Below are 24,313 nucleotides of genomic sequence, written 5' to 3' on the forward strand. Positions count from 1 at the left end.
GTGCGGTCGGTACAATGCCGGATCGATCCGACGAATTCGCTGCCGCGAGGAGGCTGTCCATGCTGCGAGCCCTGTTCCGTTTCGCGCCGCTGCGCGCCGTGCTGTTCCTGTTCGCGGCGGCATTCGTGCTCGACGGTTGCGCGAGTCTCACGCGCGAGCCCCTCAGCGTGTCGGTGGTCGGGCTCGATCCGCTCGTCGGGCAAGGGCTCGAGATGCGTTTCAGCCTGAAGCTGCGCGTGCAGAACCCGAACGACACGCCGATCAAATACGACGGCATCGCGGTCGCGCTCGAGCTGAACGGCGCGCCGTTCGCGAGCGGCGTCAGCGATCGCTCGGGCGTCGTGCCGCGCTTCGGCGAGGCCGTGCTCGACGTGCCGGTGTCGGTATCCGCGTTCGCGGCCGCGCGGCAGGCGTGGAACCTGCCCGGCGCCGCCGCGAACGGCGAACTGCCGTATGCGCTGCGCGGCCGGCTCGCGGGCGGCGTGCTCGGCACGGTGCACTTCAGCGACGCGGGCACGCTGCGCCTGCCCGCGATGCCGGGCTGGGGCGCATCGTGACGCGCCTGTACCGTGCCGTGCCCGCTTTGCCGCACGATGCAAAGCGCGGTATGGTGTCGTCCGCGCGGCGAATGTCCGCCGCGCCGAAGCCAACCGTAGCCGAGCTCGCGTGACCGATTTCCCCGTTTTCCACTGGACCGACGCCGACGGCGTCGATCATGCCGTGCGCTGGCGCTCCGAAGCCGGCGTACCGCCGCCGAAGCGCGCGGTGCCCGCCGACGACCGCCTCACTGCCGACGCCGCCTATCGCCTCGCGTGCGAGGGCACCGCGCTCGTCTGGCAGGGCGATTTCCAGAATGCGCGCCAACTCGTGCAGGCGATGGCGCGCCGCGTCGAGCGCAAGCCGAAGAAGGCGAAGGCTGCCGCCGGCGTCGAGGCATTCAACCTGCACCGGCTCGCGCAGTCGCAGCGCGCACGTACGCTCGGCATGCTGCTGATCCCGCTCGACGCCGACTATACGATCCCGCTGCGCCGCGCGCCCGACGTGCGCGCCGCGTGCGAGGAAGCGTACGGGCCGGGCGACGCGCCGTCGATGGTGTCGCTGCGCGAACTGCTCGGGCTCGTCGGCGCGCACGAATGGCGCAAGAAAGGCGTGCCGATTCCGGCGCTCGGCGGCGCGGCGATTCATCCGCACTACGGCGTGTTCTCGCCGGTGCGCGGCGAATACGTGACGCTCGTCGCGCGCGCGCCGCTGCCCGCGACGTCGGTTGCCTTCGACATCGGCACCGGTACCGGCGTGCTCGCGGCGGTGCTCGCGTCGCGCGGCGTCGAGCGCGTCGTCGCCACCGATCAGGATCCGCGTGCGCTGGCCTGCGCGCGCGAGAACCTCGAACGGCTCGGTTACGCAGGCCGCGTCGACGTCGTCGAAGCCGATCTGTTTCCGCCGGGCCGTGCGCCGCTCGTCGTCTGCAATCCGCCGTGGGTGCCCGCGCGGCCGAGCGCCCCGATCGAGTTTGCGGTCTACGATCCCGACAGCCGCATGCTGCGCGGGTTTCTCGCGGGGCTCGCCGCGCACCTCGAACCGGGTGGCGAAGGCTGGTTGATCCTGTCCGATTTCGCGGAGCATCTCGGGCTGCGGCCGCGCGACACGCTGCTGCAATGGATCGACGCGGCCGGCCTCGTCGTGCTCGGCCGCGACGACATCCGCCCCGCGCACCCGAAGAGCGCCGACGCCGACGATCCGCTGCACGCGGCGCGCCGTGCCGAGCTCACGTCGCTATGGCGGCTCGGCGCGCGAGCCTGAGCGCGCGTTTTCGGTAAACTGTCGCCATTCCTCACGATTGCCCGCCGCCGGGCCGTGGTCGACCGACCGCGGCCCGGCCGCGCTTCACGATGTCCAACAAGACTTACGAAATCCGTCCGGAGCAGTCCGTCGAACTGCTGAAGGAACTGCATATCCTGACCCGCGACGGCAAGATGAACCAGGACAGCCGCCGCAAGCTGAAGCAGGTGTATCACCTGTTCCAGTTCATCGAGCCGCTGCTCGCGAACGTGCAGGCCGACCGCGGCGCGGTGACGCTCGTCGATCACGGCGCCGGCAAGTCGTATCTCGGCTTCATCCTGTACGACCTCTTCTTCAAGCAGCAGCCGGGACACGGCACGCCGGCGTTCGCGTCGCATGTGTACGGGATCGAGACGCGCGAGGAGCTCGTCGCGCGTTCGACCGAACTGGCCGCGCGGCTCGGGTTCGGCGGCATGTCGTTTCTGAACCTGTCGGTTGCCGATTCGATCACGTCGCCGAAGCTGCCCGATACGGTCGACGTCGTCACCGCGCTGCACGCGTGCGACACCGCGACCGACGACGCGATCCGCTTCGCGCTCGCGAAGCGCGCACGGCACATCGTGCTCGTGCCGTGCTGCCAGGCCGAAGTCGCGGGCGTGCTGCGCCGCCACAAGGGCAAGTCGCTCGCGAACGCGCTGACCGAAGTGTGGCGTCATCCGCTGCATACGCGCGAATTCGGCAGCCAGATCACGAACGTGCTGCGCTGCCTGCAGCTCGAGGCGCACGGCTATCAGGTGAGCGTGACCGAGCTGGTCGGCTGGGAACATTCGATGAAGAACGAGCTGATCATCGCGCAGTACAAGAACCTGCCGCGCCGACGCCCGAGCGAGCGGCTGAACGAGATCCTCGACATGTTCGGGCTCGCCGAGCTGCGCGAGCGCTTTTTCGTTCCGCAGCGCGACGCGGCGGCCGGCGAAACGGTCGAACAGCACGCCGGCTGACGCCTGCGCGCCCGGCGCGCGTGCGCGCCAATCGGGCGGAGCCGGCGGCGCTAGACGTCGTCGCCCGTGCCGCTCATCCACTCGCGCCAGCCGTCGTGGCCAAGGCGGCGCAGGGTTTCCTGGTTTTTCTCGTAGATCGCGGCGGCGTCCGGAAACGCGTCGACCGCGCGCGCGATGCTGTCCTCGCGCAGCAGATGCAGGATCGGATACGGCGCGCGGTTCGTGTAGTTCTCGATGTCGTCCGGTTCGCTGCCGTCGAACCGATACTGCGGATGAAAGCTCGCGATCTGCAGCACGCCGTCGAGTTTCAGCTGCTGCACGAGGCGATCGGCGAAGAACAGCGCGTCGTTGTAGTCGACGAAATCCGCGAACGCGTGCGGATAGATCACGAGCGTCGTGTCGATCTGCCGCGGATCGGCCGCTTCCAGCGCCCGCAGTTCGGCTTCGAGATCGGCGAGCGCCGTGTCGAGCGCGGTCGCGTCGCTGACCGCATAGCGCACCTGATCCTTCACGTACACGCTCTTCGCGAACGGGCACAGATTGAGTCCGATCACCGCCCGCGCGAGCCAGTGACGCGTGGCGGCGACGATTTTGTCGGTGGATTCGGGGCGGGTGTCGATCATCGGAAACGGGCGGGAAGGGCGGCAACGGCCGCATTGTAGCGGGCGCGCGCGGCCGCTACGCGCAGGCGGCCGCGATCAGCTGCGTGACGAGCGCCGGTGCGATGCCGATCGGCGTTTCGCCGTGCCGGTACGTCTGGCTTGCCGCATAGATCCCTTCGATGACGAGCGCGAGCGAATCGGCGAGCGCCTTCGGATCGCGCGCGCCGGCCGCTTCGCAGAGCGCGACCAGCCGCTTCATCAGCTGTTCCTTGTTCTGCGCGACGCGCTCGCGCGCCGGATGCGACGCGTCCGGAAATTCGGCGGCGACGTTGACGAACGGGCAGCCGCGGTAGTCTTTCTGCGTCGCGCGCTCGGCAAGATCGACGAAATACTGGATCAGCTGCGCCTTCGGGTCGCCCGGATGCTTCGCGAGGCTCGCGTCGACGCGCTCGAAGAAGCACGCATCCATGCGCGCGAGATACGCGAGGATCAGGTCGTCCTTCGACGAGAACTGACGATACAGGCTCATCTTGTTGACGCCGGCGAGCTCGACGACCGCTTCGACGCCGACGCTGCGCACGCCTTCCCGGTAAAACAGTTCCTGCGCGGCGCGCAGCAGATGCTCCTGTGCGGTGGCGCCGGCGATCGCGCGGCGCGTGCGGCGAGCTGGCGGCTTGGCGGCCTCGATGCCCGACATGATGACCCTCGACTGCGTGGTGAATTGCTTGACATGTTACCGACTGGTCACTACGATCGCAACACACTTGTGACCGGTCAGTAACAATGCCGGTCCGGACAATGGAAAAAATGCCAAGCATCGGCCCGGGTCAGCCGATGCGGTGTGCGGCGGAGGTGGCCCGGTCAAATGGGCGGCGCGCGGGCGCGTGCCGGCCGACTGGAGAACGCGAGATGAACTGGGCAGTGACACGAATCGGCGGGCGGTTCCATTACGGATGGCTCGCGGCGGCGGTGGTATTCCTGATCCTGCTGGCCGCGGCCGGCACGCGCGCGACGCCGAGCGTGCTGATGGTGCCGCTCGAGCGCGAGCTCGGCTGGAGCCGCGCGGCGATCTCGCTCGCGATCTCGGTCAATATCGCGCTGTACGGGCTGACGGGGCCGTTCGCGGCTGCCGCAATGCAGCGCTTCGGCCTGCGCCCGACGATCCTGACGGCGCTCGCGACGATGGGCGCGGGCGTCGCGCTGTCGTCGATGATGACGCAGAGCTGGCAGATGGTGCTGATCTGGGGGCTGATGGTCGGCTGTTCGACGGGCGTCGTCGCGCTGACGCTGTCCGCGACGTTCGTCACGCGCTGGTTCCACGCACGCCGCGGCCTCGTGATGGGGATTCTGACCGCGAGCACGGCCACCGGCCAGCTCGTGTTCCTGCCGATGCTCGCGGCGATCGCGCAGCGTCACGGCTGGCGGCCGGTCGTGCTGGTGGTCGCGCTCGCGGCGGCGATCGTGATTCCGCTCGTCGCGTTGCTGCTGCCCGAACGGCCGGCGGACGTGAACCTGCGTCCATACGGCGAGCCGGCCGATGCGCCGGCCGCGCCCGACGCGACGAAGGAGAATCCGCTCGCGGTCGCGTTCCGCACGCTGCTCACGGCGAGCCGCTCGCGCGATTTCTGGCTGCTGTTCTTCAGCTTCTTCATCTGCGGCGCGAGCACCAACGGCTACGTCGGCACGCACCTGATCGCAATGTGCAGCGACTACGGGATGACGGAAGTGCAGGGCGCGTCGCTGCTCGCCGCGATGGGCGTGTTCGACCTGTTCGGTACGACGCTGTCGGGCTGGCTGTCCGATCGCTACGACAACCGCGTGCTGCTGTTCTGGTACTACGGGCTGCGCGGGCTGTCGCTGATCTATCTGCCGCATGCGTTCGGCATCGACTTCTTCGGGCTGCCGCTGTTCGCGATGTTCTACGGGCTCGACTGGATCGCCACCGTGCCGCCGACCGTGCGGCTCGCGACCGACGTGTTCGGCAAGGCGGCCGCGCCGGTCGTATTCGGCTGGATCGTCGCCGGCCATCAGCTCGGCGCGGCGTTCGCGGCGCTCGGCGCGGGGATGCTGCGGGCGAGCCTCGGCACCTACACGATCGCGTCGATGATCTCGGGCGGGCTCTGCATTATCGGCGCGCTGATCGTGCTGCGGATCAACCGCGGACCGTCGCGCGCGGCCGCGCAGGCGGCCTGAATACCGCGGCCGCCGCGTGCGGCCGCCTTTGCAGGTGCGGCGATTTGCATTGTCCGACGCGATCGGGCGCGTGTCGCCGCAAGCGGTTATGCTTGCGTTTCGGCGAGGCGTTCGCGCCCCTTCATCGATGTCAGCGAGGAACCGCATGTCTGTCAAACCTGCTCCCACTACCGTTTCGATTCACGAACTGATCGCGGGCCGCTGGAGCCCGCGTGCCTATTCCGACGCGCCGATCAGCGCCGCCGACCTGCATGCGGTGCTGGAGGCGGCGCGCTGGGCGCCGTCCGCGTACAACGCGCAGCCGTGGCGCTTCATCGTGTTCGATCGCACGCGGGACGAAGCCGCGTTCAAGCGTGCGTTCGCGACGCTCGTGCCGTTCAATCAGGGCTGGAACGCACCGGCGCCGGTCCTGATCGCCGTCACCGCGCATACGCTGACGCCGAAGGGCGAGCCCGCGCCGACCGCGCTGTACGACGCGGGCGCGGCTGCGATGTCGCTCGTGCTGCAGGCGCACGCGCTCGGGCTCGCCGCACATCAGATGAGCGGCTTCGACGCGAACGCGTTCCGCGAGGCGTTCGAGATCCCGGCCGACGTCGCGATTCCCGCGATCATCTCGCTCGGCCACTACGGCAACGTCGACAAGCTCGATCCGGTGTTGCGCGATCGCGAGAAGGCGCCGCGCACGCGCCATCCGCTCGGCGAGATCGTCTACGCGGGCGCGTGGAAGAAGGGCTTCGAAGCGGCCGCGTGACGGCCTGCGCGCGCCGCGGCGGAGCGCGCCGCGGGCGCCGCGCGACCGGCGCGACGGCCATACGCCGATCGCGCCCGCCCGTTGTGATCGCGCGGGCTTCATGTTAAAAAGCCCGTCCTTTCCGTTTTCGCGCCGGCCATGCGGCGGCTCTTTCCCATGACTTACTGCGCGATCGATTTCGGTACGTCCAATTCCGCCGTGGCGCTGCCCCACGGCGACGGCATGCGGCTCGCGCCCGTCGAGGGCGACCATCTGACGCTGCCCACCGCGATTTTCTTCAACAACGACGAGGAGACGGTCGAATACGGCCGAGCGGCGCTCGCATCGTACATCGACGGCTTCGACGGCCGGCTGATGCGCTCGATGAAGAGCATCCTCGGTTCGCCGCTCGCCGAGACGACGACCGATCTCGGCGACGGCACCGCGATCGCCTATACCGACGTGATCGCGCGTTTCCTGCAACACCTGAAGCAGAAGGCCGAGGCGTGCGCAGGCGCGCCGATCCGCCGTGCGGTGCTCGGCCGCCCGGTGTTCTTCGTCGACGACGATCCGCGCGCCGACCGCCTTGCGCAGAACCAGCTGCAGGCGGCCGCGCAGTCGGTCGGATTCGCCGACGTGCGGTTCCAGTACGAGCCGATCGCGGCCGCGTTCGACTACGAGTCGCGCCAGCAGGCGGAGCGGCTGGTGCTCGTCGCCGACATCGGCGGCGGCACGTCCGACTTCTCGCTGGTGCGCGTCGGCCCGGACCGCATGACGCGCCTCGACCGCAAGGACGACGTGCTCGCGCATCACGGCGTGCACGTCGCCGGCACCGACTACGACCGGCGCGTCGAGCTGTCGGCGATCCTGCCGGCGTTCGGCTATCGCGCGCTCGATCCCGAAGGCCGCGAGTTGCCGAACCGGATCTACTTCGATCTGGCGACCTGGCATCTGATCAATACGGTCTATACGCCGAAGCGGCTCGGCGAGCTGAAGCTGATGAAGCATCTGTACCGCGACGCGCGGCAGCACGAGCGGCTCGTGCGCGTGGTCGAGCAGCGGCTCGGGCATGCGCTGATGGCGCGCGCGGAAGAGGCGAAGATCGGCGTGGCCGCGGGCGGGGAGACGATGATCGACCTGAACGATGTCGAAGAGGACCTGCAGATCGCCTTCGACGCGGCGCGCCTGATCGATGCGAGCCGCGAGGACACTGCACGGATCGTCGACGCCGCGCGCGAAACGGTGCGGCTGGCGGGCGTCGCGCCGCGCGACGTCGGCGCGCTGTACTTCACGGGCGGCTCGACGGGTTTGGCGTTCCTGTCCGGCGCGCTGGCGGCCGCGTTTCCGGACGCGCAGCCGGTGTTCGGCGACCGCCTCGCCAGCGTCGCGACGGGCCTCGGCATTCACGCGCAGCGACTGTTCGGCTGACCGGCCGACGCGCGGTGCGCACGCGCTGCGCGCCGTGCCTGGCACGCTCCGACGCGACAAATAAAAAGCCCCGCCGAAGCGGGGCTTTTTTCACGAAATCTCGCGCAGCAATTACAGCGGGCGGATGTTCGCAGCTTGCAGACCCTTCGGGCCCGTCTTCACTTCGAATTCGACCTTCTGGTTTTCTTGCAGCGTCTTGAAACCTTCGACGCGGATTTCCGAGAAGTGCGCGAACAGATCGTCGCCGCCGCCTTCCGGGGTGATGAAGCCGAAGCCCTTTGCGTCATTGAACCACTTGACGGTACCGGTTGCCATGTTACTTGTTCCTAAAAAGATAAAACGGGGCCGAAGCCCATGGGGTGCGGAAAATCAAGGAAGGGGGTAATGGGACCAACCGGAGTACCGTTGATGGGCGAACTACGAAAGACCAATTCACTCGCCGCTTGAAATCCTGCGAAGTCCGTTATACGGCTAATCGGGCGCGCGGTCAACCGTATTTCCATGTCCTCAGGGTTATTGCGGATATTTAAGCTTACAAACATTGCAGAAACGCCGGATTTTTTGTAGGGGGCGATCGATTTTGGCGCCAACTTGGAGGTGCAACCGTTAAACTACGCGCCGCGCGGACCAGGTTGCCCCGATCGGGTGACCTGTCCCCCCAAGAATGCGTGCGCGGCGCAGTTCGAGCCGATCCCGAACTGCGGGCCGACCATGCTTTTTGAGACACAGGAGAGGATGTGAAGAGTTCTATACAACGGAACATCGGCCCGTTTGCATTGATGCTGACGGGGCTGGGTTCGATTATCGGCTCGGGCTGGCTGTTCGGTGCCTGGAAAGCCGCCAAGATCGCCGGTCCGGCGGCGATCTGCGCGTGGATCATCGGCGCCGTCGTGATTCTCGCGATTGCGCTCACGTACGCGGAGCTCGGCGCGATGTTCCCCGAGTCGGGCGGGATGGTGCGTTACGCGCGCTACTCGCATGGGTCGCTGGTGGGCTTCATCAGCGCATGGGCGAACTGGATTGCGATCGTGTCGGTGATTCCGATCGAGGCCGAGGCATCGATCCAGTACATGAGCACGTGGCCGTATCCCTGGGCGCATGCGCTCTTCGTCAACGGGGAACTGACGACGCCGGGCCTGCTGCTGTCGGCCGTGCTGGTGGTCGTGTACTTCCTGCTGAACTATTGGGGCGTGAAGGCCTTCGCGCGGGCGAACACCGCCATCACGATCTTCAAGTTCCTGATCCCGGGCCTGACGATCCTCGGCCTGATGCTGACGAGCTTCCATTCGGAAAACCTCGGCACGAGCTCCGGTGCGAGCTTCGCGCCGTACGGCTGGTCCGCCGTGCTGACCGCGGTGGCGACGAGCGGCATCGTGTTCGCGTTCAACGGCTTCCAGAGCCCGGTGAACCTTGCCGGTGAAGCGCGCAACCCGTCGCGCAGCGTGCCGTTCGCGGTGATCGCGTCGATTCTGCTCGCGCTCGTGATCTACGTGCTGCTGCAGATGGCGTACATCGGCGCGGTGAATCCGGCCGACGTCGCGAAGGGCTGGCAGCACTTCAACTTCTCGTCGCCGTTCGCGGAACTCGCGATCGCGCTGAACCTGAACTGGCTCGCGATCCTGCTGTACGTCGACGCGTTCATCAGCCCGAGCGGTACCGGCACGACGTACATGGCGACGACCACGCGGATGATCTACGCGATGGAGCGCAACAACACGATGCCGAAGATGTTCGGCAACGTGCATCCGCTCTACGGCGTACCGCGTCAGGCGATGTGGTTCAACCTGCTCGTGTCGTTCATCTTCCTGTTCTTCTTCCGCGGCTGGAGCTCGCTCGCGGCAGTGATCTCGGTCGCGACCGTGATCTCGTATCTGACGGGTCCGATCAGCCTCATGGCGCTGCGCCGTGCGGCGACCGACATCGAGCGCCCGCTGTCGATTCCGGCGATGAAGCTGATCGCGCCGTTCGCATTCGTCTGCGCGTCGCTGATCCTGTACTGGGCGAAGTGGCCGCTGACCGGCGAAATCATCCTGCTGATGATCGTCGCGCTGCCGGTGTACTTCTACTTCCAGGGCAAGTCGGGCTGGACCGGCTGGGGTGCCGACCTCAAGGCGGCATGGTGGCTCGTCGCGTATCTGCCGACGATGGCCGTGCTGTCGCTGATCGGCAGCAAGGAGTTCGGCGGTTACGGCTATCTACCGTACGGCTGGGACATGCTGGTCGTCGCCGTGATCTCGCTCGGGTTCTACTTCTGGGGCGTGAACACCGGCTACCGGACGCAGTATCTCGACGAGCGCGAGTCGCACGACGAGATCCTCGAAGGCATCGGCGCCTGACGCAAGCAGTCCGCTCTGCCGCCGGAATCGGCGGCGGCCGAGCGCGCAAGCAAGCCCGCCCGAGCAGCGATGCTCGGGCGGGCTTTTGTTTTGTGCGTTCCGGGGCAGGGGGCGGGCAGCGGGGCCGGCGGCCCGCGCGGCCGCTCAGGCCGTCGCGCTCGAGAACACGTAGTTCGTCATGGCCAGCACGCGCTGATACGTGCCGAGCGCCTGGATGCCGAGCCGGTAGTCGTCGTCGGCCGCGCCGAGCGCCGCGAACACCGGCAGCAGATGCTCGTCGGTCGGATGCATCAGCGCCGCGTGCGGCGCCTGCCTGCGGTAGTCGAGCAGCGCGTCGATGTCGCGCTCGGCGAGCTTCGTCTCGAACCAGTCGGTGAATTCGGCGACGCGCGGATCGGCGTCCTCCGGCGAGGCGCCGAAATCCGCCGCGCGCAGATTGTGCGTGATCTGGCCCGAGCCGATCACCATCACGTCCTCATCGCGCAGCGGCCGCAGCGCGCGGCCGACCGCGAAGTGATGCGCGGCGTCCGCGCGCGGCTGGATCGACAGCTGCGCGACCGGCACGTCGGCGTGCGGGAACATCAGCAGCATCGGCACCCACGCACCGTGATCGAGGCCGTGCTCGAGCGTCGCGGTCGCGATGCCCGCCGCATTCAGGAGGTCGGCCGCATGCTGCGCGACGTCGGGCGCGCCGGGCGCCGGGTAGCGGATTTCATAGAGCGCGCGCGGAAAGCCGTAGAAGTCGTGAATCGTGTCCGGATGCGCGGCAATGCTCGCGACGGGTTGCTGCGTGCCCCAGTGCGCGGACAGCATCAGCACCGCGCGCGGGCGCGGCAGCTCGGCACCGAGTTCGGTGAATGCGCCGGACGGCAATGCCGGATCGATCGGCAGCGTCGGCGCGCCATGCGACAGGTAAAGCGAAGGCAAGCGGTTCATGTCGGTGGCCTGCTGAAGGGATGTTGCGTTCGACTATAGATCCGCACGAGAGATTGATAAACAGCGGTTCTGGATTTTATTGAATCTCTCGAGTTGATAATCGAGCCGCGCATCGGCTCGGCGGCCATCCGCGCCATGAGCGGATGGCTTTCTCCGAACTTGCGCGAAAATCGGCGAAGATGGCTCGGAAACGGCGAGGTTTCGCCGCGAGAGGCGCGCTACTGCGCGTGACGGAGCCCGGCCCACGGCGTCGTGAGCGGCGTATCGGGCGCGAACAGGTCGAGCACGCGCGTGACGGTCTGGTCGACGAGTTCGTCGATCGTCTTCGGCATTGCATAGAACGCCGGCAGCGGCGGGAACACGATGCCGCCCATTTCGGTGACGGCCGTCATGTTGCGCAGATGCGCGAGATTGAACGGCGTTTCGCGCACCATCAGCACTAGGCGGCGACGTTCCTTCAGCGTCACGTCGGCCGCGCGCGTGATCAGGTTGTCGGACAGCCCGTGCGCGATGCTCGCGAGCGTCTTCATCGAGCACGGCGCGATCACCATGCCGTGCGTCGCGAACGAGCCGGACGCGATCGTCGCGCCGACGTCGCGCACCGAATGGACGACGTCCGCGCGGCTTTCGACGTCGGACTTCGACAGCTTCAGTTCGTGCTGGATATTGAGCCAGCCGGCGTTCGAGATCAGCAGGTGCGTCTCGACGCCGCCGGCGGCGCGCAGCAGATCGAGCAGCCGCACGCCGTAGATCGCGCCCGTCGCGCCGGTGATCGCGACGATCAGCCGGCGACGCGGCGCGCTGGGAGAGACCATCGGGGAAGCGGTGTTACGCGGCGGCGAACAGTTGCTGCAGCTCGCCCGACTGGTACATCTCCATCATGATGTCCGAGCCGCCGATGAACTCGCCCTTGACATACAGCTGCGGGATGGTCGGCCAGTTCGAGAATTCCTTGATCCCCTGACGGATCTCTTCGTCCTCGAGCACGTTGACCGTCTTGAACTGATCGACGCCGCAGGCCTTCAGCACCTGCACCGCGCGGCCGGAAAAGCCGCACATCGGGAATTGCGCGTTGCCCTTCATGAAGAGCACGACCGGGTTTTCGTCGACGATTTGCTTGATACGTTGTTGGGTGTCCATGACTGACCTTGCGTTTGCGGGGCGTTAGATCGAAATGATAGCGGATTTCAACCGGGCGGGCCGGGCGTCAGCGGGGCAAGCGGCCGCCCGTCGTGCGTTCGATTGCGGCGAGATCGGCGAGCGATTCGACCGCGTCGAAACCGTGCGATGCGAGCAGCGCGCGCACCGCTTCCGCCTGGTCGTAGCCGTGCTCGATCCACAGCGTGCCGCCCGGCTTCAGATGCGCACGCGCGCCGGCGACGATCGTCCGAATCGCGCTCAGCCCGTCGGCGTCGTCGGTCAGCGCGCCGCGCGGCTCGAAGCGCAGGTCGCCTTGCGACAGATGCGGATCGTGCTGTGCGATATACGGCGGATTGCTGACGATCGCATCGAAGGCGAGCGCGGGATCGAGTGCCGCGTACCAGTCGCTCTGCAGCCACTGCAGCGGGCCGCCGGGGCGGCGCGCATCGAGCAGTTTGTCGGCGTTGCGCTGCGCGACCGCGAGCGCGGCGGCCGACCGGTCGAGCGCCCATACGCGCGCATCGGGCCGCTCGGCTGCGATCGACACCGCGATCGCGCCGCTGCCGGTGCCGAGATCGAGCACGGCCGGATGCGCGAGCCCGTCGATCGCGTCGAGCGCGGCTTCGACGAGCAGTTCGGTTTCGGGGCGCGGGATCAGCACGTCGGGCGTCACGTCGAACGGGCGGCCGAAGAACTCGCGCATCCCGACGAGCTGCGCGACGGGCTCGCCGGCCGCGCGGCGCGCTTCGAGCGCACGATAGCGTTCGACTGCCTCTGCATCGAGCGGCCGATCGCCGCGCGTGATCAGCTGCGTGCGCGTCCAGCCGAGCGCGTGCGCGAGCAGCACGCGCGCGTCGACCGCATCGAGCGGCGTCGCGCGCAGCAGGTCGTCGGCGGTCGGTGCGGACATCGTCGCGGCCTCAGTCGGCGTCGCCGAGCGACGCGAGCAGCTCGGCCTGATGCTCGCTGACGAGCGCGCCGATCAGCTCGTCGAGATCGCCGTCCATGATCGCCTCGAGCCGGTAGAGCGTCAGGTTGATCCGGTGATCGGTCATCCGGCCCTGCGGGAAGTTGTACGTGCGGATTCGCTCGGAACGATCCCCGGAGCCGATCAGGCTCTTGCGCGTCGCGGCTTCCTTCGCGTGCTGCTCGTGATACTGCTTGTCCTTGATGCGCGCGGCGAGCACCTTCAGCGCGCGATCCTTGTTCTTGTGCTGCGAGCGGTCGTCCTGGCACTCGACGACGATCCCGGTCGGCAGGTGCGTGACACGCACCGCGGAATCGGTCTTGTTGATGTGCTGGCCGCCCGCGCCCGAGGCGCGGAACGTGTCGATCCGCAAGTCGGCCGGATTGATCTCGACTTCGCCGATTTCGTCCGCCTCCGGCATCACGGCGACCGTGCACGCGGACGTATGGATGCGCCCCTGCGTTTCGGTGGCCGGCACGCGCTGCACGCGATGGCCGCCCGACTCGAACTTCAGCCGCGAATACGCGCCCTGGCCGGCGATCCGCACGATCACCTCCTTGTAGCCGCCGAGGTCGGACGGACTTTCCGACATCATCTCGACCTGCCAGCGCTGCCGTTCCGCGAAGCGCAGGTACATGCGCAGCAGATCGCCGGCGAACAGCGCCGATTCGTCGCCGCCGGTGCCCGCGCGGATTTCGACGAAGATGTTGCGATCGTCGTTCGGATCCTTCGGCAGCAGCATCTTCTGCAGCTCGACCTCGAGCCGCGCCATCCGCTCGCGCGCGCTGCGGATTTCTTCCTCGGCGAAATCGCGCATCGACGGATCGGCGAGCAATTCCTGCGCGGCCGTCTCGTCGCTGCGCGACTGGCGCCACAGCGCATACTGCTCGACGACCGGACCGAGTTCCGCGTGTTCGCGCGTGAGCTTGCGGTACTGGTCGAGATCGGCCGTGACGTTTTCGCGGCTCAGCAGATCGTTCAGTTCGGCCAGCCGGGTGGACAGCTGGTCGAGCTTGCGTTGCATGCTCGTCTTCATGGTGTGGAGCGGCGCTCCCGGGCAAGGAGTATTCGGAAAGGATAGGCCGGCCGACGGCCGGCGGCAGTGCGATCGGCCGGCGCTAGTGGCCGGACTGATCGTTGGAGCGCGGCGCGTGCTGATAGAAACCGCGCATCAGCTCGATCAGCGAATCGCGATCGGCGCCGTTCACGCGGTTGAGCGCACTCGTCGGGCCGTGGATCAGCTTGTTGGTCAGCGCCTGCGACAGCGCTTCGAGCACGGCGGCCGGATCGTCGCCGCGAGCGAGCATTTTCTGCGCCTTCTCGACTTCCAGGCGGCGCAGCGCGTCGGCCTGCGTGTGCATATGACGGATCACCGGCACGACGCTGCGCGTATCGAGCCATTGCATGAAATTCTGCACGCGCGTCTCGATGATCGCTTCGGCCTGCGCGACCGCCGCCTGACGCGATGCGTTGCCTTCGCGCACGATCGCGCCGAGATCGTCGACGGTGTACAGGAACACGTCCTTCAGCTTGCCGACTTCGGGCTCGATGTCGCGCGGCACGGCGAGATCGACCATGAAGATCGGACGGTGACGGCGCGCCTTCACGGCGCGCTCGACCGCGCCGAGACCGATGATCGGCAGCGTCGACGCGGTGCACGACACGATGATGTCGAATTCGTGCATCCGCGCCGGCAGGTCCGACAGCGGCATCGCGCGGCCGTTGAAGCGTTCGGCGAGCCGCTGGCCGCGCTCGGCCGTGCGGTTCGCGACGACGAGCTCGCGCGGGCCTTGTGCGGCGAAGTGCGTCGCGCAGAGCTCGATCATTTCGCCGGCGCCGATGAACAGCACGCGCTGATCCGACACCTTTTCGAAGATCCGCTGCGCGAGGCGTACCGCGGCGGCCGCCATCGACACCGACTGCGCGCCGATCTCCGTCGTGCCGCGCACTTCCTTCGCAACCGCGAACGTGCGCTGGAACAGCTGATTCAGGTAGGTGCCGAGCGCGCCGGCTTCGGACGCGGTACGCACCGCGTCCTTCATCTGACCGAGGATCTGCGTTTCGCCGAGCACCATCGAATCGAGGCCCGAGGCGACGCGAAATGCGTGCCGGACCGCTTCGGACTGCGGCAGCGCATAGACGTGCGGCGCCAGTTCATCGACCGGAATCCGGTGATAGTCGGACAGCCAGCGGATCGCGGCGTCGCGCGCCGCGCGATCGTCGGTTGCGCAGTAGAGCTCGGTGCGGTTGCAGGTGGACAGGATCGCCGCTTCGGGCGCGTTGGGCGCCTGCGGGCCGAGGAAGACGTTCTTGAACGTGACGAGAGCCGGCTTGATCTGCTCGAGCGGAAACGCCACGCGTTCGCGCAAGGCGACTGGCGCAGTGTGGTGGTTGATTCCGATCGTGAGGAGTTGCATATCGAGGGCTATCGTTTAGCCGCATATTATAGCGTCTCGGCGGATTGCTCACCTGCGCTGTAGCGGGCGTCCGCGAGGCGCGGGCGGCGATTTGGGGGCTCGATCGGCACGCGATCGAGCTGATAGCCGTAGCCGTACAGCGGCAGCAGCCGGTAGCCGCGTTCCGGCAGCAGCCGCAGCTTGCTGCGCAGCCGCGATGCGTGCGTGTCGAGCGTGCGCGACTTCATGTCGCGGTGGCGCGCCCACACCGTCTCGAGGATATGGGCGCGCGACACCGGCCGCGACAGGTTCGCGAGCAGAAGCCGCGCGAAGCGGAACTCCTTCGGCGTGAGCGCGACGGTGTGCTGGCCGAAGCTGACGAGCAAGTGCGTCGCATCGAACGCGAATTCGCCATACATTTCGCGCGAGCGCACCGGCGGCCGGCGCACGCCCGCGCGCCGGCTCAGCGCGGTCACGCGCGCCAGCAGCTCGGGCCCGCCGACCGGGCGCACGAGGCAGTCGTCGGCACCCGCGTGCAGGCAGGCGACGATTTCGCTTTCGCGTGACAGATGGAAGACGGCGATCGCGGGCAGCCCGGGCAGGACCGCCTGCGCGCGCGGAATGATGTCTTCGGCAGGGCTGTCGCCGGCCCAGCCCGCGACGATCAGCATGTCGCAGGTGTCGCCTGCAAGCCATTCGAAGAACGCCGCGGCGGTGGAAAATGCGTGGCAAACGTGACCGCCGATGAAGAGCTGGCGATTCAGGAACGCGGCGTGGTCCGCGTCCGGATCGATCAGAGCGATTCGCATGATGTGTGTTCAATGCGGCAGCCGGTGCGCGCTTGCCATAACGTCGACTGGGCCCCTACACTCGAACGTTCGCGGCGCCCGGCTGTCCCGGGTTCGATGGATGATCGATGCTAGCCGCTGGCAACGTTCACGCCTATTGGACGAATCTGAATTTATAGAAGGCGTCGAATGAACTGGTTTGGGATTGTTGTCCTGGGGGCGGCCGTCGGGCTCGTCGGCCGCTGGCTGCACCCGATGCGGCGTGCGGGCCGGCCGGCGTGGTGGGCGTCGGTGCTCGTCGGCATCGCGGCGGCCGCCGCCGCGCGCATGCTCGGCAACCTCTCGGGACTGTTTTACGACGGCGAAACGCTCGAATGGCCGGTCTGTACCGGCGCCGCGTTCGTCGCCGTCGCCGTGACGGTCGCGCTCGCGGCCCGTCGATGAAAGCTCTCAGGTGAAATCATGAATGCCCGTCTCCCCGAAGTCTCGCCGGTGCCGGCCCGGCTCGCGCTGCTGCGCGGCGCGATGGTCCGCGAGGATCTGGCCGCGTATCTCGTACCGTCCGCCGATCCGCATCTGTCCGAATATCTGCCCGAGCGCTGGCAGGCCCGCCGCTGGTTGTCCGGCTTCACGGGCTCGGTCGGCACGCTCGTCGTGACCGCCGATTTCGCGGGCCTCTGGGTCGACAGCCGCTACTGGGTGCAGGCCGAAGCCGAGCTCGCCGGCACCGGCGTGCAACTGATGAAGATGACGGGCGGCCAGCAGAGCGCACCGCACGTCGACTGGCTCGCGCAGAACGTGCCGGCCGGTGCGACGGTCGGCGTCGACGGCGCGGTGCTCGGCGTCGCCGCGGCGCGCGCGCTGACGGCGGCGCTCAGCGCGCGCGGGATCGCGCTGCGCACCGATCTCGACCTGCTCGACGCGATCTGGCCCGAGCGGCCGGCGCTGCCCGCCGATCCGGTGTTCGAGCACGTCGCGCCGCAGGCCGACACGACGCGCGCGAGCAAGCTCGCCGACGTGCGGCGCGCGATGCAGGCGCAGGGCGCGCAGTGGCATTTCGTCTCGACGCTCGACGATCTCGCGTGGCTGTTCAACCTGCGCGGCGCCGACGTCAGCTTCAATCCGGTATTCGTTGCGCACGCAATGATCGGCATCGAGCGCGCGACCTTGTTCGTCGCCGACGGCAAGGTGTCGCCGGCGCTGGCCGCGTCGCTCGCGCAGGACGGCGTCGACGTGCGGCCGTATGGCGACGCGCGGGCGGCGCTCGCCGCGCTGCCGGACGGCGCGACGTTGCTGGTCGACCCGCGCCGCGTGACGTTCGGCACGCTCGAAGCCGTGCCGGCCGGCGTGAAGCGGGTCGAGGCCGTGAACCCGTCGACGTTCGCGAAATCGCGCAAGACGCCCGCCGAGATCGCGCATGTGCGCGTGACGATGGAGCACGACGGCGCGGCGCTCGCCGAATTCTTCGCGTGGTTCGAGCAGGCCGTGAACCGCGACACGATTACCGAGTTGACGATCGACGAGCAGCTGACGGCCGCGCGCGCGCGGCGCCCCGGCTACGTGTCGCCGAGTTTCGCGACGATTGCCGGTTTCAACGCGAACGGCGCGATGCCGCATTACCGCGCGACGCCTGCGTCGCATGCGACGATCGCCGGCGACGGGCTGCTGCTCGTCGACTCGGGCGGCCAGTACCTGACGGGCACGACCGACATCACGCGCGTCGTGCCGGTCGGCACCGTCAGCGATCTGCAGCGGCGCGATTTCACGATCGTGCTGAAGTCGATGATGGCGCTGTCGCGTGCGCGTTTCCCGCGCGGCATCCGCTCGCCGATGCTCGACGCGATCGCGCGCGCGCCGATGTGGGCAGCCGGTCTCGACTACGGTCACGGCACCGGCCACGGCGTCGGTTATTTCCTGAACGTGCACGAAGGTCCGCAGGTGATTTCGCACTACGCGCCGGCCGAGCCGTACACGGCGATGGAAGAAGGGATGATCACGTCGATCGAGCCGGGCGTGTACCGCCCCGGCCAGTGGGGCGTGCGGATCGAGAACCTGGTCGTGAATCGCGCGGCCGGGCAGACCGAGTTCGGCGATTTCCTCGCGTTCGAGACGCTGACGCTGTGCCCGATCGACACGCGCTGCGTGCTGATCGAGATGCTGCACGAGGAAGAGCGCGCGTGGCTCAACGCGTATCACGCGACGGTGCGCGAGCGCGTCGGCCGGCACGTGAGCGGCGACGCGAAAGCATGGCTCGACGCGCGCACGCAGCCGGTCTGACGCGGCGAACGGCACGGGCCGCGCGGCGGCCCGACGATAACGACGGCGAGGAGCGACGATGACGGATACCGCAGTGATCGTGGTCGACATGCAGCACGGGCTCGTGCAGCGCGCGACGCCCGCGTACCGGCTCGACGACGTCGTGTCGGGCATCAACCGGCTGACCGCGGCGGCGCGCGCCGCGCGTGCGCCGGTGTGCTTCGTGCAGCACGACGGCGACGCGGCCGACGACATCGTGCCCGGCACGCCCGGCTGGGAGCTGCATCGCGGGCTCGTCGTCGAGGCCGGCGACTGGCGCATCCGCAAGCGGATGAGCGACGCGTTTCACGACACGCCGCTCGCCGCCCAGCTGGACCGGCACGGCGTCCGGTCGGTGCTGATCTGCGGCTACGCGACCGAGTTCTGCGTCGATGCGGCCGCGCGTCGCGCGGCGCTGCTCGGCTACCGCACGACCGTCGTGTCGGATCTGCATACGACGAATACGCGCGCGCACCTGTCGGCGGAGCAGATCGTCGCGCATCATCACTTCATCTGGGAAAACAGTTCGCTGTCGGGCAACGCGGTGACGCCGCGCCCGCTGGCCGACGTGCTCGCAACGGAGCTCGCATGACGATCAAGGCGGTGGTGTTCGATTTCGGCGGCGTGCTGATCGACTGGAGCCCCGAGTATCTGTACCGGAAACTGATTGCCGACGACGCCGAGCGCCGCTGGTTTCTCACGCACGTCTGCGCGATGGAGTGGGTCGTGCGGCAGGACGGCGGACAGACGATCGAAGAAGGCACGAACGAGCTCGTCGCGCAGTATCCCGAACACGAAGCGCTGATCCGCGCGTTCTACGCACGCTGGCACGAGATGATCGGCGGCGTGCTCGCGGAAGGCGTCGCGCTCGTCGAGCGGCTCGAGGCGCGCGGCATGCCGCTGTTCGGGCTCACGAACTGGTCCGCGCAGACGTTTCCGTATGCATGGGAGCACTTCCCGGTGCTGCGGCGCTTCAAGGACATCGTCGTGTCGGGCCACGTGAAGCTCGTGAAACCCGATCCGGCGATCTACCGCGCGATGCATGCGCGGATCGATCCGCATCTGCCGGGCATCGCGCCGCACGAACTCGTGTTCATCGACGACAACGCGAAGAACGCGGCCGCCGCAACCGCGCTCGGCTGGCACGGCATTCACCACACGAGCGCGGCCGCGACCGAAGCGCGGCTGCGCGAACTCGGCGCGCTCGCGTAAGCCGCCGCCAACAAAAAACCCCGCGCTTCGGACAGACAGCGCGGGGTTTGTGCGTCGGCGGGGCCGCCGGCGGATCAGCGCGTGATCGGCTTGTAGCGGATGCGCTTCGGCTTCGCCGCTTCCTCGCCGAGACGTGCGCGCTTGTCGGCTTCGTATTCCTGGTAGTTGCCGTCGAAGAACGTGACCTGCGAGTCGCCTTCGAACGCGAGGATGTGCGTCGCGATCCGGTCGAGGAACCAGCGATCGTGCGAGATCACCATCACCGAGCCCGCGAACTCGAGCAGCGCGTCTTCGAGTGCGCGCAGCGTTTCGACGTCGAGGTCGTTCGACGGCTCGTCGAGCAGCAGCACGTTGCCGCCGGAGATCAGCGTCTTCGCGAGGTGCAGCCGGCCGCGCTCGCCGCCGGACAGGTTGCCGACGATCTTCTGCTGGTCGCCGCCCTTGAAGTTGAAGCGGCCGATGTACGCGCGCGACGGCGTTTCGTACTTGCCCACCGTGAGCACGTCGGCGCCGCCCGAGATTTCCTCGAACACCGTCTTCGAGCCGTCGAGCGCATCGCGGCTCTGGTCGACGTACGCGAGCTTCACGGTCGGGCCCGTCACGATCTCGCCCGAATCCGGCTGCTCCTTGCCCGTGATCATCCGGAACAGCGTCGACTTGCCGGCGCCGTTCGGACCGATGATGCCGACGATCGCGCCGGCCGGAATCTTGAAGCTCAGATTGTCGATCAGCAGCCGATCGCCGTACGACTTGCTGACGTTCTTGAATTCGATCACTTCATTGCCGAGGCGATCGCCGACCGGAATGAAGATTTCCTGCGTTTCGTTGCGCTTCTGGTATTCCTGGCTGTTCAGCTCCTCGAAGCGCGCGATACGCGCCTTCGACTTCGCCTGACGGCCCTTCGGGTTCTGGCGCACCCACTCCAGTTCCTTCTTGATCGCCTTCTGGCGCGCGGATTCGGCCGCCTCTTCCTGCTTCAGGCGTTCCTCCTTCTGGTCGAGCCAGCTGCTGTAGTTGCCCTTCCACGGAATGCCGTGGCCGCGGTCGAGTTCGAGAATCCACTCGGCTGCGTTATCGAGGAAGTAGCGATCGTGCGTGACGGCGACGACCGTGCCCGGGAAGCGCACGAGGAACTGCTCGAGCCAGTCGACCGATTCCGCATCGAGGTGGTTGGTCGGTTCGTCGAGCAGCAGCATGTCGGGCTTTTCGAGCAGCAGCTTGCACAGCGCGACGCGGCGCTTTTCGCCGCCCGACAGGTGCTCGATCTTCGCGTCCCACGGCGGCAGGCGCAGCGCGTCGGCCGCCACTTCGAGCTGCTGCTCGGGGCTGCCGCCGTCGCTCGACGCGAGGATCGCCTCGTATTTCGCCTGCTCGGCCGCGAGCGCGTCGAAGTCGGCGTCCGGTTCCGCATACGCGGCGTAGATTTCCTCGAGCTTCTTGTTCGCCTGGAACAGATCGCCGAGACCTTCCTCGACCGCCTCGCGCACCGTCTTGCTCGGATCGAGCTGCGGTTCTTGCGGCAGGTAGCCGATGTTCAGGTTCGGCATCGGCGTCGCTTCGCCTTCAATATCCTTGTCGACGCCCGCCATGATGCGGATCAGCGTCGACTTGCCCGAGCCGTTCAGGCCGAGCACGCCGATCTTCGCGCCCGGAAAGAACGACAGCGAGATGTCCTTCAGAATCTGGCGCTTGGGCGGCACGATCTTGCCGACCCGGTTCATCGTGAAAACGTATTGGGCCATTTCGGTGTGAAGTCAGAAGTGGTTGAGACGGCCGCGCAGCGCGCTGGCGTGGCGGCGTCGGATGATTCGGTACGGAGCGGCCGCGCGATGCGCGGCGGTGTGCCGCGTGCGGCGACGCGAACGGCTATTGTACTTCGCCGCCGGCTGTCGCTGGCGCGGCTCGGCCGTTTGGCCGAGGCACGCTCAGAGCCACTCGGCGACGCCGCCGTGGCCCGAGCACGTGCCGCGTCGATGGCGGCTGAAGCTGTACGCGCCGTCGCGGCATCGCGCGCTCGCGCCTTCCGGCACGCGGCCCGATTTCGAGCGGGCCGGCGCGTGGACGGTCTCGCCGTCGCGATTGCGATAGGTGTCGTGGCGATCGAGGTCGGCTTCGTTGCCGTACGCGGGCGATGCGCGGAACGCGTGCGCCGGAGCGGACAGCGGCGCGGTGGCGGCGAACAGCGCGATCGACAAGGCTGCGATGCGCGTCGCGCGGTGGAGCAGGGCGGGCATGGTCTTCTCGTGATGTTGTTATTGGAGCGGCGCGATGGCCGTGGGCGGCATGCTAACCGATGCGCGGGAGAAGCGGCGCGGCGCGCGCTGTCGCTACGTCGCGCCGGACATCGATGGCGCGTCGCCGGCGCGCGCGGCATCGAGTATCCAGCGCCGGAACGCAGCCACCTTCGGCCGTTCCGCATGATGCGGCGGGTAGACGAGGTCGTACGCGAAATCGTCGAGCCGTGCGACGTCGGCGAGCTGCACGAGCCGGCCGTTCGCGAGCTCGCCGCGCACCATCGCAGCCGGCAGCAGCCCCGCGCCTTGCCCGGCGACGATGGCCTGCAGCGGCGGTGACAAGCCTGCTTCGGCGCGAATGGGAGGCGAACGTGCCGGCCAAATGGCGGGAAACGGGCGATGCGAGTTGGCGCGTCGACCGGTGCCGGCACGGGCGGCCGAACCGGATCACGCGTTGCATCGATGCGCGTCGATGCAACAAGTGGTTCCATCGAAAATATTCAATTGGTTCTTAGTGAAGAACCGTTTGATGCTTACACTGCATCGCTTCGAAGGCGGCTGACCGAAAGCCGACGGAATCGGCGCGCGCGATGCGCCGGCGCGCTGCGCGCCGCATCGCACCCGCAGCTTCGCAGACTGCGCGGCGCGCCGTCCCGGAGCGGCCCGGCGGATTCGCGTGCCGCACGCACGCGGTTCCATCCCGGCTCAACAAAGACAATCCCCACGCCGCCTTCACGCGACACCAGTCGTACCGGACCGTTTTTTGGAGAGAGACAGATGAAGGAAAGCAAGACAGGCCTTGGCACCGGCCTGAAGCAGCGGCACGTGACGATGATGTCCATTGCGGGCGTGATCGGCGCGGGCTTGTTCGTCGGTTCCGGCCACGCGATCGCGGAAGCCGGTCCGGCATCGATCCTCGCGTATGCGATCGCGGGCGTGCTCGTCGTGCTGGTGATGCGCATGCTCGGCGAAATGGCCGTCGCGCATCCGGACAGCGGCTCGTTTTCTACCTATGCCGACCGCGCGATCGGTCACTGGGCAGGCTTCACGATCGGCTGGCTGTACTGGTGGTTCTGGGTGCTCGTGATCCCGATCGAGGCGACGGCCGCCGCGACCATTCTCAATGCGTGGTTCCCGGGCATCGCGACGTGGATGTTCGCGCTCGGCATCACGCTGCTGCTGACCATCACGAATCTGTTCTCGGTCAAGAACTACGGCGAATTCGAATTCTGGTTCGCGCTGATCAAGGTCGTCGCGATCGTCGTGTTCTTGTGTGTCGGCGCTGCGGCGATCGTCGGCATCGTGCCGGCGCCGGCCGTGTCGGGCGTGTCGAACCTGTTCGCGCATCACGGCTTCATGCCGAACGGCGCCGGTGCGGTGCTCGCGGCGATGTTGACGACGATGTTCTCGTTCCTCGGCACCGAGATCGTGACGATCGCGGCCGCCGAATCCGACAACCCGCAACGCCAGATCGTGCGTGCGACGAATTCGGTGATCTGGCGCATCACGCTGTTCTATCTCGGCTCGATCCTCGTCGTGGCGGCGATCGTGCCGTGGAACGACCCGCTGCTGCCGGCGCACGGCTCGTATCAGCGTGCGATGGAGCTGATCGGCGTGCCGAACGCGAAGGCGATCATCGACGTGATCGTGCTCGTGTCGGTTGCGAGCTGCCTGAATTCGGCGCTGTACACGGCGTCACGGATGCTGTTCTCGCTGTCGAAGCGCAAGGATGCGCCCGCGTTCCTGCATCGCACCGATGCGACCGGCACGCCGCGCGCGGCCGTGCTCGCCTCGACCGCGTTCGGCTTCGTGACCGTGATCGCGAACTACCTGATGCCCGAGCAGGTGTTCGGCTTCCTGCTCGCGACCTCGGGCGCGATCGCGCTGCTCGTGTATCTCGTAATCGCGATCTCGCAGCTGCGGATGCGCAGGACGCTCGAAGCGACTGGCGCGGATCTGCCGCTGCGGATGTGGATGTTCCCGTGGCTCACGTGGGCCGTGATCCTGTTCATCTGCGGCACGCTGACCGTGATGCTCGTGAGCGAGGAACACCGGATGGAAGTCGGTGCGACGGCCGTGCTGGCGCTGTTCGTGCTGCTTGCGTCGTGGCTGAACAAGCGAGGTCGCGATGCGCGGGTGGGGGAGGGGCGGCGCGTGTCGGCGACGTAACTCGCGTGAACCGGACGGGCGCGGCTGCTGCGCCCGTTCGCGCTGTGCGGCGTAGGCGCGGTGGAATCGAGGCGTGGCGTCGGGGAGGGCGGGCGTTGGCGGCACAC

The 24,313-nt window shown here is 67.7% G+C and carries 24 protein-coding genes and 1 pseudogene; 12 read left to right on the forward strand and 13 right to left on the reverse strand.

The features are described 5' to 3' along the window. The first annotated feature begins 59 nt into the window (after positions 1-59). The 3 genes from NP80_RS15030 to NP80_RS15040 all read left to right on the forward strand — a co-directional run bounded on the left by NP80_RS15030 (position 60) and on the right by NP80_RS15040 (position 2,780). Positions 60-557 carry an LEA/WHy family protein gene (locus NP80_RS15030; protein ID WP_035948168.1) on the forward strand — a complete coding sequence of 166 codons (498 nt, stop codon included), beginning with the start codon at positions 60-62 and terminating at the stop codon, positions 555-557. Between the two features lie 109 nt (positions 558-666). Continuing rightward, positions 667-1,800: a methyltransferase gene (locus tag NP80_RS15035; protein WP_006411752.1), complete on the forward strand. Its 1,134-nt coding sequence runs from the start codon at positions 667-669 to the stop codon at positions 1,798-1,800. 89 nt (positions 1,801-1,889) lie between these two features. Then, positions 1,890-2,780 (forward strand): class I SAM-dependent methyltransferase, encoded by an 891-nt coding sequence (locus tag NP80_RS15040; RefSeq protein ID WP_006406939.1) that lies wholly within the window; start codon positions 1,890-1,892, stop codon positions 2,778-2,780. A 50-nt stretch (positions 2,781-2,830) separates the two neighbouring features. Here the strand turns inward: NP80_RS15040 and NP80_RS15045 are convergent, their stop codons facing one another. Further along, positions 2,831-3,403 carry a DUF1415 domain-containing protein gene (locus NP80_RS15045; RefSeq protein WP_006406938.1) on the reverse strand — a complete coding sequence of 191 codons (573 nt, stop codon included), beginning with the start codon at positions 3,401-3,403 and terminating at the stop codon, positions 2,831-2,833. 55 nt (positions 3,404-3,458) lie between these two features. Beyond that, a complete protein-coding gene (locus NP80_RS15050; protein WP_006411753.1) occupies positions 3,459-4,079 on the reverse strand; it encodes a TetR/AcrR family transcriptional regulator in 621 nt (206 codons plus the stop codon). Between the two features lie 212 nt (positions 4,080-4,291). Between NP80_RS15050 and NP80_RS15055 the strand changes: the two genes are divergently transcribed. The 3 genes from NP80_RS15055 to NP80_RS15065 all read left to right on the forward strand — a co-directional run bounded on the left by NP80_RS15055 (position 4,292) and on the right by NP80_RS15065 (position 7,733). Then, positions 4,292-5,575 (forward strand): MFS transporter, encoded by a 1,284-nt coding sequence (locus tag NP80_RS15055; protein WP_006400511.1) that lies wholly within the window; start codon positions 4,292-4,294, stop codon positions 5,573-5,575. Between the two features lie 145 nt (positions 5,576-5,720). Continuing rightward, positions 5,721-6,326 (forward strand): nitroreductase family protein, encoded by a 606-nt coding sequence (locus tag NP80_RS15060; protein ID WP_006406934.1) that lies wholly within the window; start codon positions 5,721-5,723, stop codon positions 6,324-6,326. Positions 6,327-6,482: 156 nt separating this feature from the next. Continuing rightward, entirely contained in the window at positions 6,483-7,733 is a 1,251-nt protein-coding gene (locus tag NP80_RS15065) for an Hsp70 family protein (RefSeq protein ID WP_035948474.1), read from the forward strand. A 111-nt stretch (positions 7,734-7,844) separates the two neighbouring features. Here NP80_RS15065 and NP80_RS15070 read toward each other — a convergent pair whose 3' ends face one another. Further along, complete coding sequence (locus tag NP80_RS15070) at positions 7,845-8,048, reverse strand: cold-shock protein (protein WP_006400508.1); 204 nt, start codon at positions 8,046-8,048, stop codon at positions 7,845-7,847. Between the two features lie 422 nt (positions 8,049-8,470). Here NP80_RS15070 and NP80_RS15075 point away from each other — a divergent pair, with 422 nt between their 5' ends. Further along, positions 8,471-10,069, forward strand: a complete 1,599-nt coding sequence (locus tag NP80_RS15075; RefSeq protein WP_006400506.1) for an APC family permease — start codon at positions 8,471-8,473, stop codon at positions 10,067-10,069. 144 nt (positions 10,070-10,213) lie between these two features. Here the strand turns inward: NP80_RS15075 and NP80_RS15080 are convergent, their stop codons facing one another. The 7 genes from NP80_RS15080 to NP80_RS15110 all read right to left on the reverse strand — a co-directional run bounded on the left by NP80_RS15080 (position 10,214) and on the right by NP80_RS15110 (position 16,317). After that, positions 10,214-11,005, reverse strand: coding sequence for a DODA-type extradiol aromatic ring-opening family dioxygenase (locus NP80_RS15080; RefSeq protein ID WP_006406932.1), 792 nt, complete (start codon positions 11,003-11,005; stop codon positions 10,214-10,216). Positions 11,006-11,223: 218 nt separating this feature from the next. Continuing rightward, positions 11,224-11,820 carry a UbiX family flavin prenyltransferase gene (locus tag NP80_RS15085; protein ID WP_006400504.1) on the reverse strand — a complete coding sequence of 199 codons (597 nt, stop codon included), beginning with the start codon at positions 11,818-11,820 and terminating at the stop codon, positions 11,224-11,226. A gap of 13 nt (positions 11,821-11,833) precedes the next feature. Continuing rightward, positions 11,834-12,145 carry a Grx4 family monothiol glutaredoxin gene (gene grxD, locus NP80_RS15090; RefSeq protein WP_006400503.1) on the reverse strand — a complete coding sequence of 104 codons (312 nt, stop codon included), beginning with the start codon at positions 12,143-12,145 and terminating at the stop codon, positions 11,834-11,836. Between the two features lie 67 nt (positions 12,146-12,212). Next, positions 12,213-13,055, reverse strand: a complete 843-nt coding sequence (gene prmC, locus NP80_RS15095) for a peptide chain release factor N(5)-glutamine methyltransferase (protein WP_012214221.1) — start codon at positions 13,053-13,055, stop codon at positions 12,213-12,215. A 10-nt stretch (positions 13,056-13,065) separates the two neighbouring features. Continuing rightward, entirely contained in the window at positions 13,066-14,148 is a 1,083-nt protein-coding gene (prfA, locus tag NP80_RS15100) for a peptide chain release factor 1 (RefSeq protein ID WP_006400499.1), read from the reverse strand. 82 nt (positions 14,149-14,230) lie between these two features. Continuing rightward, positions 14,231-15,529, reverse strand: a complete 1,299-nt coding sequence (gene hemA, locus NP80_RS15105; RefSeq protein WP_006406930.1) for a glutamyl-tRNA reductase — start codon at positions 15,527-15,529, stop codon at positions 14,231-14,233. Positions 15,530-15,555: 26 nt separating this feature from the next. Continuing rightward, entirely contained in the window at positions 15,556-16,317 is a 762-nt protein-coding gene (locus tag NP80_RS15110) for a response regulator transcription factor (RefSeq protein WP_006406929.1), read from the reverse strand. 168 nt (positions 16,318-16,485) lie between these two features. Here NP80_RS15110 and NP80_RS15115 point away from each other — a divergent pair, with 168 nt between their 5' ends. The 4 genes from NP80_RS15115 to NP80_RS15130 are packed head-to-tail and all read left to right on the forward strand — an operon-like array spanning position 16,486 to position 19,803. After that, positions 16,486-16,740: a hypothetical protein gene (locus tag NP80_RS15115; RefSeq protein ID WP_006406928.1), complete on the forward strand. Its 255-nt coding sequence runs from the start codon at positions 16,486-16,488 to the stop codon at positions 16,738-16,740. 18 nt (positions 16,741-16,758) lie between these two features. Then, positions 16,759-18,573 carry an aminopeptidase P family protein gene (locus NP80_RS15120; protein ID WP_045593884.1) on the forward strand — a complete coding sequence of 605 codons (1,815 nt, stop codon included), beginning with the start codon at positions 16,759-16,761 and terminating at the stop codon, positions 18,571-18,573. 58 nt (positions 18,574-18,631) lie between these two features. Then, complete coding sequence (locus tag NP80_RS15125; protein WP_006412104.1) at positions 18,632-19,183, forward strand: isochorismatase family protein; 552 nt, start codon at positions 18,632-18,634, stop codon at positions 19,181-19,183. Then, on the forward strand, positions 19,180-19,803 hold the full coding sequence (locus NP80_RS15130) for an HAD family hydrolase (RefSeq protein WP_006412112.1): 624 nt from the start codon (positions 19,180-19,182) through the stop codon (positions 19,801-19,803). Before NP80_RS15125 ends, NP80_RS15130 begins: the two co-directional genes overlap by 4 nt. Positions 19,804-19,877: 74 nt before the next feature. Here NP80_RS15130 and ettA read toward each other — a convergent pair whose 3' ends face one another. The 3 genes and pseudogenes from ettA to NP80_RS15145 form a co-directional block, all read right to left on the reverse strand. After that, complete coding sequence (gene ettA / locus NP80_RS15135) at positions 19,878-21,545, reverse strand: energy-dependent translational throttle protein EttA (RefSeq protein ID WP_006400488.1); 1,668 nt, start codon at positions 21,543-21,545, stop codon at positions 19,878-19,880. A 183-nt stretch (positions 21,546-21,728) separates the two neighbouring features. Continuing rightward, positions 21,729-22,037 carry a DUF3761 domain-containing protein gene (locus NP80_RS15140; RefSeq protein WP_006406924.1) on the reverse strand — a complete coding sequence of 103 codons (309 nt, stop codon included), beginning with the start codon at positions 22,035-22,037 and terminating at the stop codon, positions 21,729-21,731. 93 nt (positions 22,038-22,130) lie between these two features. Continuing rightward, positions 22,131-22,382 (reverse strand): annotated as a pseudogene (locus tag NP80_RS15145) (LysR substrate-binding domain-containing protein); the annotation flags it as partial. A gap of 432 nt (positions 22,383-22,814) precedes the next feature. Here NP80_RS15145 and gabP point away from each other — a divergent pair. Beyond that, positions 22,815-24,206, forward strand: a complete 1,392-nt coding sequence (gabP, locus tag NP80_RS15150; RefSeq protein ID WP_006406920.1) for a GABA permease — start codon at positions 22,815-22,817, stop codon at positions 24,204-24,206. Positions 24,207-24,313 lie beyond the last annotated feature (107 nt).

The sequence above is a fragment of the Burkholderia multivorans ATCC BAA-247 genome (assembly GCF_000959525.1).
Taxonomy (GTDB): domain Bacteria; phylum Pseudomonadota; class Gammaproteobacteria; order Burkholderiales; family Burkholderiaceae; genus Burkholderia; species Burkholderia multivorans.

Excerpts from the sequence above, each read along its gene's own strand:
- NP80_RS15030 (WP_035948168.1), top strand. The coding sequence starts at position 60 with ATGCTGCGAGCCCTGTTCCGTTTCGCGCCGCTGCGCGCCGTGCTGTTC.
- NP80_RS15040 (WP_006406939.1), top strand. The coding sequence starts at position 1,890 with ATGTCCAACAAGACTTACGAAATCCGTCCGGAGCAGTCCGTCGAACTG.
- NP80_RS15045 (WP_006406938.1), bottom strand. The coding sequence starts at position 3,403 with ATGATCGACACCCGCCCCGAATCCACCGACAAAATCGTCGCCGCCACG.
- NP80_RS15050 (WP_006411753.1), bottom strand. The coding sequence starts at position 4,079 with ATGTCGGGCATCGAGGCCGCCAAGCCGCCAGCTCGCCGCACGCGCCGC.
- NP80_RS15055 (WP_006400511.1), top strand. The coding sequence starts at position 4,292 with ATGAACTGGGCAGTGACACGAATCGGCGGGCGGTTCCATTACGGATGG.
- NP80_RS15060 (WP_006406934.1), top strand. The coding sequence starts at position 5,721 with ATGTCTGTCAAACCTGCTCCCACTACCGTTTCGATTCACGAACTGATC.
- NP80_RS15065 (WP_035948474.1), top strand. The coding sequence starts at position 6,483 with ATGACTTACTGCGCGATCGATTTCGGTACGTCCAATTCCGCCGTGGCG.
- NP80_RS15070 (WP_006400508.1), bottom strand. The coding sequence starts at position 8,048 with ATGGCAACCGGTACCGTCAAGTGGTTCAATGACGCAAAGGGCTTCGGC.
- NP80_RS15080 (WP_006406932.1), bottom strand. The coding sequence starts at position 11,005 with ATGAACCGCTTGCCTTCGCTTTACCTGTCGCATGGCGCGCCGACGCTG.
- NP80_RS15085 (WP_006400504.1), bottom strand. The coding sequence starts at position 11,820 with ATGGTCTCTCCCAGCGCGCCGCGTCGCCGGCTGATCGTCGCGATCACC.
- grxD (WP_006400503.1), bottom strand. The coding sequence starts at position 12,145 with ATGGACACCCAACAACGTATCAAGCAAATCGTCGACGAAAACCCGGTC.
- prmC (WP_012214221.1), bottom strand. The coding sequence starts at position 13,055 with ATGTCCGCACCGACCGCCGACGACCTGCTGCGCGCGACGCCGCTCGAT.
- prfA (WP_006400499.1), bottom strand. The coding sequence starts at position 14,148 with ATGAAGACGAGCATGCAACGCAAGCTCGACCAGCTGTCCACCCGGCTG.
- hemA (WP_006406930.1), bottom strand. The coding sequence starts at position 15,529 with ATGCAACTCCTCACGATCGGAATCAACCACCACACTGCGCCAGTCGCC.
- NP80_RS15110 (WP_006406929.1), bottom strand. The coding sequence starts at position 16,317 with ATGCGAATCGCTCTGATCGATCCGGACGCGGACCACGCCGCGTTCCTG.
- NP80_RS15115 (WP_006406928.1), top strand. The coding sequence starts at position 16,486 with ATGAACTGGTTTGGGATTGTTGTCCTGGGGGCGGCCGTCGGGCTCGTC.
- NP80_RS15120 (WP_045593884.1), top strand. The coding sequence starts at position 16,759 with ATGAATGCCCGTCTCCCCGAAGTCTCGCCGGTGCCGGCCCGGCTCGCG.
- NP80_RS15125 (WP_006412104.1), top strand. The coding sequence starts at position 18,632 with ATGACGGATACCGCAGTGATCGTGGTCGACATGCAGCACGGGCTCGTG.
- NP80_RS15130 (WP_006412112.1), top strand. The coding sequence starts at position 19,180 with ATGACGATCAAGGCGGTGGTGTTCGATTTCGGCGGCGTGCTGATCGAC.
- ettA (WP_006400488.1), bottom strand. The coding sequence starts at position 21,545 with ATGGCCCAATACGTTTTCACGATGAACCGGGTCGGCAAGATCGTGCCG.
- NP80_RS15140 (WP_006406924.1), bottom strand. The coding sequence starts at position 22,037 with ATGCCCGCCCTGCTCCACCGCGCGACGCGCATCGCAGCCTTGTCGATC.
- gabP (WP_006406920.1), top strand. The coding sequence starts at position 22,815 with ATGAAGGAAAGCAAGACAGGCCTTGGCACCGGCCTGAAGCAGCGGCAC.